Below are 10,392 nucleotides of genomic sequence, written 5' to 3'. Positions count from 1 at the left end.
CGCGTGAGCGCCGTCTCGAAGGACGAGGCGTGCGCGCAGGCCGCCGCAACGAGCCGTATGCACCCCTGCGCGCGCGCGGGAGAGGGAGCCGACTGCCAATGTCGCCGCACCGTGGACACCATAAGCAATAGCCCTGCCTCAAGCGGGGAGAGGCGAAGAGACTACCTCCCGTTCTTCTTCCGCCATTCCGCGAAATCGATCAGCGTCTGCGGGTCGGTGGCGGGATAGAGGCCGAAGATGCCGCGGCCCTTGCCGACTTCCTCGGTGACGAAATCCTCGAACGCGGTCATCTCGAAGGTTTCGCTCGCGATCTCATCCGCCAGATGCGCCGGGATGACGATGACGCCATCGGCATCGCCCAGGATGACGTCGCCGGGGAACACCGGAGCGTCACCGCAGCCGATCGGGACGTTGATCTCGATCGCCTGATGCAGTGTGAGATTGGTCGGCGCCGAGGGGCGGTGGTGGAAGGCGGGAAAGCCGAGCCTGGCGATCTCGGCGGAGTCGCGAAAGCCGCCGTCGGTGACGACGCCGGCGACGCCGCGTTTCATCAAGCGCGTCACCAGGATCGCGCCTGCCGATGCCGCGCGTGCATCCTTGCGGCTGTCCATCACCAGCACAGCGCCCGGAGGGCAATCTTCCACGGCCTTGCGCTGCGGGTGCGAGCGGTCCTTGAAGACGTCGATGGTGTTGAGATCCTCGCGCGCCGGCATGTAGCGCAGCGTGAAGGCTTCGCCGACCATGGTCGGCTGATCGGGACTTAGGGGATGCACATCCTGGATCATCTGGATGCGCAGGCCGCGCTTGAACAGGGCGGTGGCGACCGTGGCGGTGGAGACGGATTTGAGCTTGTTGCGGGTGGCTTCGGAAAGTTTGGACATGTCATACTCTCTCTGATCGTCATTCCGGGGCGCGCACAGCGAATCCATCGGCGGCATGTACCGCGGCACGATGGATTCCGGGCTCATCGCTTCGCGATGCCCCGGAATGACAGGGTCACTAGTAAATCGACGGTTCGCCGATCGGCGCGCCGAAATCGGTCTCGAGGAAGTCGAAATCGCAGCCGTCATTCGCCTGCTTGATGTGCTTGGTGAACATCCAGCCATAGCCGCGCTCGAAGCGACGTTCGGGCTGTTGCCAGGCGGCGCGACGCTTGGCGAGTTCGGCTTCCGGAACATCGAGATTGATGGTGCGGGCAGCCACGTCGAGCGTGATGCGATCGCCGTTCCGCACCAGTGCCAGCGGACCGCCGATGTAGGACTCCGGCGAGACGTGCAGGATGCAGGCGCCGTAGCTGGTGCCGCTCATGCGCGCGTCCGAGATGCGCACCATGTCGCGCACGCCCTGCTTCACGAGCTTGGTCGGGATCGGCAGCATGCCCCATTCCGGCATGCCCGGCCCTCCTTGCGGCCCCGCATTACGGAGGATCAGGATGTGATCCTCGGTGACGTCGAGATTGGGATCGTCGACCGCCTTCTTCATCGAGGGATAGTCGTCGAACACCAGCGCAGGCCCGGTGTGTTTGAGGAAGCGCGGCGCGCAGGCGGAGGGCTTGATGACGCAGCCGTCGGGCGCGAGATTGCCCTTGAGCACGGCGAGCGCCCCCTCCTCGTAGATGGGATTGTCGATGGAGCGGATCACGTCGGCATTGTGCACTTCGGCGCCATCAATGTTCTCGCCCATCGTCTTGCCGGTGACGGTGATGCAATCGAGATGCAGATGCGGCTTGATCTGGCCCATCAACGCCGGCAGGCCGCCGGCATAGAAGAAGTCCTCCATCAGATAGGTATCGCCGCTCGGCCGGACGTTGGCGATCACCGGCACCTTGCGGCTCGCGGTCTCGAAATCGTCGAGCCCTATGTCCTGGCCGGCGCGGCGGGCCTGCGCGATCAGGTGGATGATCGCGTTGGTCGAGCAGCCCATCGCCATCGCAACCGCGATGGCGTTCTCGAAGGCCTTGCGGGTCTGGATCGTCTTGGGCGTCAGATCCTCCCACACCATTTCGACGATGCGGCGGCCGCATTCGGAGGCCATGCGGATGTGGTTGGCATCGGCCGCCGGAATCGAGGAGGCGCCGGGCAGCGTCATGCCGATCGCCTCGGCAATCGCGGTCATGGTCGAGGCCGTGCCCATGGTCATGCAGGTGCCGTAGCTGCGGGCGATGCCGGCCTCGATGTCGAGCCAGTCCTTGTCGGAGATTTTTCCGGCGCGGCGCTCGTCCCAATATTTCCAGCCGTCCGAGCCCGAGCCGAGCGTCTTGCCCTTCCAGTTGCCGCGCAGCATGGGGCCGGCCGGCAAATAGATCGCCGGGATGTTCATCGTGGTGGGCTTGAGCAGGGATTCCGACAGCGACAGCGCCGGCAGCTCCAGCGGCAGGCCGCCGGCCATCAGGATACCGCGCTTGACGTCCTCCACCCGCGACTTGAAGTGCATGTGACAGGGCTGCGCGTCCGACCAGGTGTTGAGAATCGCGATGATCGGCCGGTCCTTCCACTCCTCCGGGGCGTAGCCCATCTGCATGGCGCGGGAGCGGTGGCCGAACGAGCGCAGATCGTCGGGCGCGAACCAGCGGGCGCTGCGGAGCTGGCCGGGCGTCTTTTTCTTGTCGGTCATATTATTCCTTGTCCGTCCGGAGAATTCGTCTTGCTCTTCTCATACGCTGTCCACCCCCGGCAAGCTGCTGGGCGGGCCGGAGGCGGATCTCAGCTATGCACTCGGGCGTGCATACCGGGGGTGCAGCGCAATAAAGCGGCACATGGGCCGCAAGCACTTCGAAGTGCTTGCGGCCAGAGGAGAATCCGCGCAACAATTTCGCATTTGATGGCTTGATTTGCGGTCGCTGGAACACCCCACCGACCTCGGAGGAATTTCGGACGTGGCCAACATCCTGATCGTGGATGACGATCCGGCCGTACAGATCACCATCCGGCTGCTGCTGGAACGGGCTGGTCATCACGTGACGGTCGCTGGCGATGGCTGCAAGGGCCTGGCGCTGTTCGAGGTCAGCCAATTCGACCTGCTGTTTCTCGACATCTTCATGCCCGGCATGGACGGGCTGGAGACGATGCGTCACATTCGGGCGCGCGCGCCGGCCATTCCGATCGTCGTGATCTCCGGCCGTTCGATCACGCCGGACGGCTATGCAGAGCCGGATTTCCTGACCATGGCGACCAAGCTCGGAGCGGTGGCAAGCCTGCAGAAGCCGTTCCGCCCCGACGCACTGCTTGCCGCGGTCGATGGCTGCCTGAAGGCGGGCGAGCCGGAGGGGTCCGATGTCCGCTCCGGCTACCGATGACAGCGCCCCCTCTGCTCCAAACCAGACCTGGCGCAGCGATACCGCAGCCAACATCCCCATGAGGCCCGCAACGACGCTGGCAACGCGACTGGCCATCGCGATGATCCTGCTGGTGGCGGTCACCGTGGCCGCAGTCGGATGGCTTGGCTATCGCAACACCACACAGGCCGTCATTCCGCGGGTCCTGGAGCGGGTGGAAGCCCAGTCGCGCCTGCTGGCGACCAATCTCGAATCCTACGTTGCCGGAGTGCGCGGCGATCTGATCGGCTATCGCGCCGCAGCAGCAATCAATGGCCTCATCCGCGCTCACACCGGTGGAGGAATCGACCCCATTGACGGCGTCTCGGAGCAAACCTGGCGCGAGCGTATCGCGACGCGGCTCGCAGCCGAGATCGACGCCAAGCCCATCTATGGTCAGTTCCGGATCATCGGTGTCGATAACGACCAGCGCGAACTGGTCCGCGTCGATCGCTCCGGACCGGGCGGAACCGCACGGATCGCCCCGGACGGAGAACTGGAGCGCAAGGGCGACCGCGCCTACTTTCAGGAAGCGATCCGGCTCGGGCCGGGCGAAATCTATGTGTCGCCCGTCGATCTCGCCACGCGCCGGGGAGGCACCACGGCTCTTCACGTTCCGACCCTGCGCGTCGCGATGCCGCTGTTCACGCAGGACGGCAAGCCTTTCGGCATCATCGTCGCCAATGTCGACATGCGCCCGGCCCTCGATCAGGTCCGCTCGACGACCACCTCGGGAGGAGATATCTACGTCGTGAACTCGCGCGGCGACTATCTCGTCCATCCCGATCGCACCCGGGAATTCGGCTCACTGCGCGGTCATCCCACCAACTGGCGCGATGATTTTCCGTACTTCTCTGCTCTGACCGGCACGTCGGATGTATCGACTCGGCTCATGACGGACGAGTCCGGCCGGCCGAGCGGGGCGGCGATCGCGCCCGCGCGGCTCGTGGGCAAGGAATGGGTCGCCATCATCGAGACCATACCAGCACCGGTGTTCGGCGTCGTGCCGGCGGCGATTCAAAGGTCGTCCCTGGTCGTCGGCTTGCTTGCCATCCTGACCGCTGCTGCACTTGCGGTTCTGCTGGCGCGCTCGTTGACGCAACCGATCGTCCGTTTGACCCGGGCGGTGGAGGCGATCGGCAACGGGCGCCCCGCGGAGATACCCGTCGATGCCATTGGGGAGACCGGCGTGCTGGCGCGGGCGTTTGCCCGGATGGTGGAAGAGACGCAGGCGAAAACCGCCGCGCTCGAACGCGAGATCGGGGAGCATCGCCGCACCGAGGCCGCACGAAGCCATCACGCGGCCCGCGAGAGCCTGTTCAGTGCCGCAGTGGAATCGTCCGACGATGCGATCGTGATGCAAACGCTCGATGCCGTCATCACGGGCTGGAATCCCGCCGCCGAGCGGCTGTACGGCTATTCGGCAGATGAGGCGATCGGCAAGCCCACGTCGATCATCGTGCCGCCCGACCGCCGCGAGCATGGCAAGGACTATCTGCGGCGGATCGCGCGCGGCGAGCCGATCGAACGCTTCGAGACGGTGCGCCTGCGCAAGGACGGCACGCCCGTCGAGATTTCGTTGAGCCTGTCGCCGATCAGGGGACCCTCGGGCGAGATCATCGGCGCCTCCGGAAGCGCGCGCTGCCTGACCGAGGCGCGGCGCGCGGAGCGGGCACTGCAGCAGCAGCTCGAGGAGCGGCGGCAGATCTTCGAGACATCGCAGGATCTGATCATGATCATGGATGCGCGGGGCCATGTCGCGCAGGTCAGCCCGAGCAGCGAAATCATTCTCGGCTACCGGCCGGACGAGATGATCGGCCGCAGCGGCGCCGACTTCATTCATCCCGAGCATCTGGAGCAGTCCCGCGCCGAGATGCGCGCGATGCGTCAGGGCGAGCGCATCAAGGTCGCCGACACCCGCTGCTTCCACAAGAACGGTCACGCGGTCTGGCTGTCCTGGCTCGGCAGCTGGTCAGGGCCGGCGCAGCGCTTCTTCTTCGTCGGGCGCGACATGACGGAGGCTCGGCTCGCACAGGAATCGCTGCGCGAAAGCGAACGGCTCGCCCGCAACATCGTCGAGACCTCGCTCGACGCCTTCGTCCAGACCGACGAGACCGGCTGCATCCTGAACTGGAACTCGCAGGCCGAGCAGCTCTTCGGCTGGCGGCGAGACGAGGTGCTCGGCAAGAGCACGATCGACCTGATCGTCGCCGAGAGCGAACGTGACAGGGTGAGGGCCGGCATGAAGCGCTTCCTCGAAAACGAGGACGGCAAGGCGTTCAAGCGCCGCCGCGAGCTGTTGTGCCGCCGCCGCGACGGCAAGGAGTTCTCGGCCGAGCTGAGCGTCACCGCGCTGAAGCGCCGCGAAGGCCTGCTGTTCAACGTCTTCTGCCGCGACCTCACCGACAAGATCGCGGCCGAGGAGCGCATCCGCCATGCCGACAAAATGGAGGCCGTCGGCCAGCTTACGGGCGGCGTGGCGCATGACTTCAACAACATTCTGACCGTCATCACCGGGACGATCGAGATTCTCGCGGAAGCGGTCGCGAAGGAACCGCAGCTCGCGGCCATCACGAAGATGATCGACGAGGCCGCCGCGCGGGGCGCCGATCTGACCCAGCACCTGCTCGCCTTCGCGCGCAAGCAGCCGCTCCAGCCGCGCGAGATCGACATCAACTCGCTGATCGTCGACACCGCGAAACTGTTGCGGCCGACGCTGGGCGAGCAGATCCAGATCGAATCGGTGTTCGAGGACGAGAACTGCGTCGCGATCGTCGATCCCAACCAGCTCACCACCGCGATCCTCAACCTCGCGCTCAACGCTCGCGACGCCATGCCGGGCGGCGGGAAGCTGATCCTGGAAACCGGCGCCGCCTATCTCGACGAGGTCTATGCCAGCGTGAACGACGTGCCGCCGGGGCACTACGTGCTGATTGCCGTGAGTGACACCGGCACCGGCATTCCCGCGCACATGCTGGCCAGGGTTTTCGACCCCTTCTTCACCTCGAAGGGACCGGGCAAGGGCACCGGGCTCGGGCTTTCGATGGTCTACGGCTTCATCAAGCAGTCCGCGGGTCACATCAGGATCTACAGCGAGGAGGGCCACGGCACCACGATCAAGATGTATCTGCCGCCCGGCAAGACGCCGACCGCGGTCGGCGAGGGCGTGACGGCGGCGACCATCGAGGGCGGACACGAGACGATCCTCGTCGTCGAGGACGACCAGCTGGTGCGGGACTACGTGCTGGCGCAACTGCATTCGCTGGGTTACGTCACCTTGCAGGCGGCGAACGCCGCGGAGGCGCTCGCGATCGTCGCCGCCGGAGAGCGCTTCGACCTTCTGTTCACCGACGTCATCATGCCCGGCAAGATGAACGGCCGGCAGCTCGCCGACGAGCTTCAGAAGACACGTCCCGATCTCAAGGTGGTCTACACGTCCGGCTATACCGAGAACGCGATCATCCATCACGGCCGGCTGGATTCGGGCGTTCTGCTGCTCGCAAAGCCCTATCGCAAATCGGACCTGGCGCGGATCATCCGCAAGGCGCTGAGCAATTGAAGAGCCGTAGCCCGGATGAGCGCAGCGACATCCGGGACTCTGCGAGAGCGTTCCCGAGTATCGCTTCGCTCGCCCGGGCTACAACAGTTTCTTAGGACGCCCGCTGGGCCGCGGTCATCACGATGCGAATCAGATCGGCGGCATTTCGCGCGCCGAGCTTCTTCATGATGTTGGCGCGGTGATCCTCGATGGTGCGCGGGCTGATGCCGAGCGTGCGGCCGGCTTCCTTGTTGGATGCGCCGGAGGCGAACTGCTCCAGTACTTCGCGTTCCCTGCGCGTCAACGGCTCGCGTCCGGGGAAATGCAGCGAGCCGAATTTCGGCGACGCGTTCTCCGCCTGCCGGCGTGCATAGGCGCCGATCGCCTCGTCGAGCCGGCCGACGATCTCGCTGCCGCGGAACGGCTTCTCGATGAAGTCGAGCGCGCCGCTCTTGATCGCCCCCACCGCCATCGCGATGTCGCCTTGCCCTGAGATCATGAAGATCGGCGCGGGATAGTCCTCGCCGTGCAACTCCTTCAGGATATCGAGGCCCGACTTTCCGGGAATATTCACGTCGAGCAGGATCGCAGCAGGTGTACGGTTCCGCGCGACGGAGAGCAGCGCTGCACCGTCGGCGAAGCAGATCACGTCATAGCCCGCCGCCTTCAACACCATCGACAAGGTGTCGCGAACGGCAGGGTCGTCGTCGACCACGAAGATTTCACCGCGAGAGCTTTGTTCGGCCATGTGCCACATCCGGTTGGCATGAAGGACTCGCGTCCACGCCAACCCTTATGACGTTCGGCGCGGATTCGGCCCACCTGCATTTGTACGGGACATGGACTTAGCGCACAAGTCGCGGCATGGCGCCTAATTGCGGGGGACGGAGAATATCCATGCTGAATTTGGCCGACCGAAGTCGAGATCCGCGAGCTGATTGCGGCGGACATTCGCTCGCTGATCGCAGGGATGGAGACCAGCATGCGCCGGATCGCCGCAGCCATGGATCAAGGACAAGGCAGCGATCCCTGGGGTTCCGCAGACGTGTTCCTGCTCGTTGACGTCACGCCCGTCATGCCACCGCGTCGCCTGTCGGAATTCGGCAACGCGGCGGCCGACCGCGTCTGATCGCGTGGCAGCTCCGCGCTTTAGGCGCGGTGCCGTTCCACGATCGCGTCGGTGGCGACACCACCCCAGGTGTGAATCGCCGGCAGGCCCATGGCGGTCTTGCCGAGATTGGCGAGGCTGATGCGCAGGGCCGCCAGATCCAGCGGCTTCGGCAGACTTTGGAGCTCGATCCCGACGGAACGGGCGAAGCTGCGGGCGGCGCTGCGGCGCTTGCCCTCCATACCGCTGATGACGATCACGGAGCCTGCAAATTTCGCGCTCGCCATCTCGCGCAGCACGTCGATGCCGTCGCCATCCTCCAGCACGAGATCGAGCGTCACGCAGTCGAAGCGCGCGGCGCGGAGCTTCTCGATCGCGTCCGCCACCGACGGCGCCACGGTGACTTCGTGGCCAGCCTGCTTGGCAGCGACCGTAATCAGGTGGCGTTGCGTGGCGTCGTCATCGACCACCAGGAGCTGAAGCGCACGTCGCTCGGCGGAGTCGGACGGGTTGGACGGGATGGGAGAAAGAGAACTTCTGGGCATTGCCGTATCCTGGATTGAGACGGTCAACGGATACACGGCTCGCGCTTAAGCCACGTAAAGCTGCTGCGGCCAATTGATTCGGATGTTTTCAGCAAATGTGAAGCAATGCGCCGGAAAAGGCGGCGACAGCTGCGGCCAGATCATGCCGCGGCGTCATGGCCGCCGGCCGCACCGCGCTTCTTCCGGTTCTTGCCGCGCAGGAACTGGATGTCCATTTCGGCGCCGTTGACGCGGACCAGCTCGCAGCGACGGTAGGCGAGGCCCGTCGAGGACAGCAGCAGGAAGAACTCTTTCAGGTTCAGCCCCTGGATCGAGCCCTCAACGGTGAGAATGGCATCGGTGTCGGAGATCGCGTTGAGCTTGCAATCGCGCCGCCAGGTACCGTCGATGGCCATGATGCAGACATCATAACCGCGGCTGAACGTCACGCGCTCTGCACCTTTGCCATCCTCAGCCATGCCTATCGTCCCACGACGGCAGCCATGCGCGGCGCCGCACCGGCAAGAACCGGCTTGGCGGCCGCCGCACGCGCGTCGTTCGGCTTGTAGAGGCCGCGCCGCTCCGGAATCGGCCTGAACGTATCGGTCAGTCCGACCACGGTTTCGGCGGCGCCCAGCACCAGGAAGCCGTCCGGCTCGATCTGGCGTGCCAGGCGGTTGAAGATGTTGATCTTGGTGTCCTGATCGAAATAGATCAGCACGTTGCGGCAGAAGATGACGTCAAAGGTGCCGAGCTGGGCGAAATCGTGCAGCAGGTTGAGCTGCCGGTGCTGGATCATCGCGCGCAGTTCGGGATTGATCTGCCAGGTCTCGCCGGTCTGCTTGAAATATTTGACCAGCATCTGGATCGGCAGGCCCCGCTGCACCTCGAACTGGCTGTAGACGCCGGCCTTGGCCTTCTCCAGCACCTCCTGCGAGAGGTCGGTCGCAATGATCTCGACGCGCCAGCCGGTGAGCGCCGCGCCCATCTCCTTCAGGCACATCGCCAGCGAATAGGGCTCCTGGCCGGTCGATCCGGCGGCACACCAGATGCGCACGCTGCGCTTGCCGGCGCGCGCCTTGATGATCTCCGGCATGATGTGGTCGCGGAAATGATCGAACGGGACCTTGTCGCGGAAGAAGAATGTCTCGTTGGTGGTCATGGCTTCGACCACGTCGGTGATCATCTGGCGCGAGCCGGCTTGCAGCTTCTGCACCAGCTCGGCAATGCTGGAGAGTCCCGCCTTGCGGGCGAGCGGCAGCAGGCGGCTTTCAATCAGGTATTGCTTGTCTGCGGACAGGTCGAGGCCCGAATTATCCTTCAAGAACTTGCGCAGATACTCATACTCGGTCGGGTTCACGGAAGACCTCTTGAAGTTAGCGGACGCGTTTCAGGCGGCGGTCTCTTCACCCAGCGGGATCAGCCCCACCTCCTGAAACTTCGCCATCACGATGTCCTTGTCGAAGGGCTTCATGATGTATTCGTTGGCGCCGCCGCCCATTGCCTTTGTGATGTGGTCGATACCGGTCTCGGTGGTGCAGAACACGACCATGGGCTCGTCGCCGCCGGGCATGCGGCGCAGGGTGCCGAGGAACTGGAAGCCGTCCATGACGGGCATGTTCCAGTCCAGGAGAATCGCTTCCGGCATCGCCTTCTTGCAATGGACCAGCGCCTCGACGCCGTCTTCGGCCTCGATGACCTGAAAGCCCAGCGCTTCGACGATGCGGCGCGCGACTTTTCGTACGATGCTGGAATCGTCAACAACCAAACACGTCTTCATCTTGGATCTCCCGCTAAAATTTCTTCCGTGAGAACTCAGGCAGCCATTTGCACTTCGGTCTTGAGCTCGAGGATGCGATCGACGTCGAGGACGACCATGAGCTGTCCGTCGAGGCGGTGAACGCCGCCG

Annotated in this window: 10 protein-coding genes and 1 pseudogene; 3 read left to right on the top strand and 8 right to left on the bottom strand. The window is 64.7% G+C overall.

What is annotated here, in order from left to right; translation table 11 throughout:
- Positions 1-161: 161 nt before the first annotated feature.
- Both AX729_RS28215 and ilvD read right to left on the bottom strand, forming a co-directional pair.
- A complete protein-coding gene (locus AX729_RS28215; RefSeq protein ID WP_061027466.1) occupies positions 162-881 on the bottom strand; it encodes a ribonuclease activity regulator RraA in 720 nt (239 codons plus the stop codon).
- A 118-nt stretch (positions 882-999) separates the two neighbouring features.
- Complete coding sequence (ilvD, locus tag AX729_RS28210; protein WP_061027464.1) at positions 1,000-2,613, bottom strand: dihydroxy-acid dehydratase; 1,614 nt, start codon at positions 2,611-2,613, stop codon at positions 1,000-1,002.
- A gap of 262 nt (positions 2,614-2,875) precedes the next feature.
- Here ilvD and AX729_RS28205 point away from each other — a divergent pair, with 262 nt between their 5' ends.
- Positions 2,876-3,295: a response regulator gene (locus tag AX729_RS28205; RefSeq protein WP_061027463.1), complete on the top strand. Its 420-nt coding sequence runs from the start codon at positions 2,876-2,878 to the stop codon at positions 3,293-3,295.
- Complete coding sequence (locus AX729_RS28200) at positions 3,273-6,872, top strand: PAS domain S-box protein (RefSeq protein WP_061027462.1); 3,600 nt, start codon at positions 3,273-3,275, stop codon at positions 6,870-6,872. The genes AX729_RS28205 and AX729_RS28200 overlap by 23 nt, the downstream gene beginning before the upstream one ends.
- 91 nt (positions 6,873-6,963) lie before the next feature.
- On the opposite strand, the gene AX729_RS28195 is transcribed toward AX729_RS28200, so the two are convergent.
- Positions 6,964-7,599 carry a response regulator transcription factor gene (locus AX729_RS28195; protein WP_061027465.1) on the bottom strand — a complete coding sequence of 212 codons (636 nt, stop codon included), beginning with the start codon at positions 7,597-7,599 and terminating at the stop codon, positions 6,964-6,966.
- Positions 7,600-7,833: 234 nt separating this feature from the next.
- On the opposite strand from AX729_RS28195, the gene AX729_RS28190 reads away from it, so the two are divergent.
- A complete protein-coding gene (locus tag AX729_RS28190; RefSeq protein ID WP_245325431.1) occupies positions 7,834-7,980 on the top strand; it encodes a hypothetical protein in 147 nt (48 codons plus the stop codon).
- A 20-nt stretch (positions 7,981-8,000) separates the two neighbouring features.
- Here AX729_RS28190 and AX729_RS28185 read toward each other — a convergent pair whose 3' ends face one another.
- The 5 genes and pseudogenes from AX729_RS28185 to AX729_RS41335 form a co-directional block, all read right to left on the bottom strand.
- Positions 8,001-8,504 carry a response regulator gene (locus tag AX729_RS28185; RefSeq protein ID WP_061027460.1) on the bottom strand — a complete coding sequence of 168 codons (504 nt, stop codon included), beginning with the start codon at positions 8,502-8,504 and terminating at the stop codon, positions 8,001-8,003.
- 140 nt (positions 8,505-8,644) lie between these two features.
- The gene (locus tag AX729_RS28180) at positions 8,645-8,962 is read right to left on the bottom strand and encodes a hypothetical protein (RefSeq protein WP_011083221.1); all 318 of its coding nucleotides are present in this window, start codon (positions 8,960-8,962) and stop codon (positions 8,645-8,647) included.
- A gap of 2 nt (positions 8,963-8,964) precedes the next feature.
- Complete coding sequence (locus AX729_RS28175; protein ID WP_061027459.1) at positions 8,965-9,843, bottom strand: CheR family methyltransferase; 879 nt, start codon at positions 9,841-9,843, stop codon at positions 8,965-8,967.
- 30 nt (positions 9,844-9,873) lie between these two features.
- The gene (locus AX729_RS28170; RefSeq protein WP_061027458.1) at positions 9,874-10,263 is read right to left on the bottom strand and encodes a response regulator; all 390 of its coding nucleotides are present in this window, start codon (positions 10,261-10,263) and stop codon (positions 9,874-9,876) included.
- A 35-nt stretch (positions 10,264-10,298) separates the two neighbouring features.
- Positions 10,299-10,392 (bottom strand): annotated as a pseudogene (locus AX729_RS41335) (chemotaxis protein CheW); the annotation flags it as partial.

The organism is Bradyrhizobium sp. CCH5-F6 (assembly GCF_001556045.1).
Taxonomy (GTDB): domain Bacteria; phylum Pseudomonadota; class Alphaproteobacteria; order Rhizobiales; family Xanthobacteraceae; genus Bradyrhizobium.
This window is presented reverse-complemented; position numbering and strand designations above follow the sequence as displayed.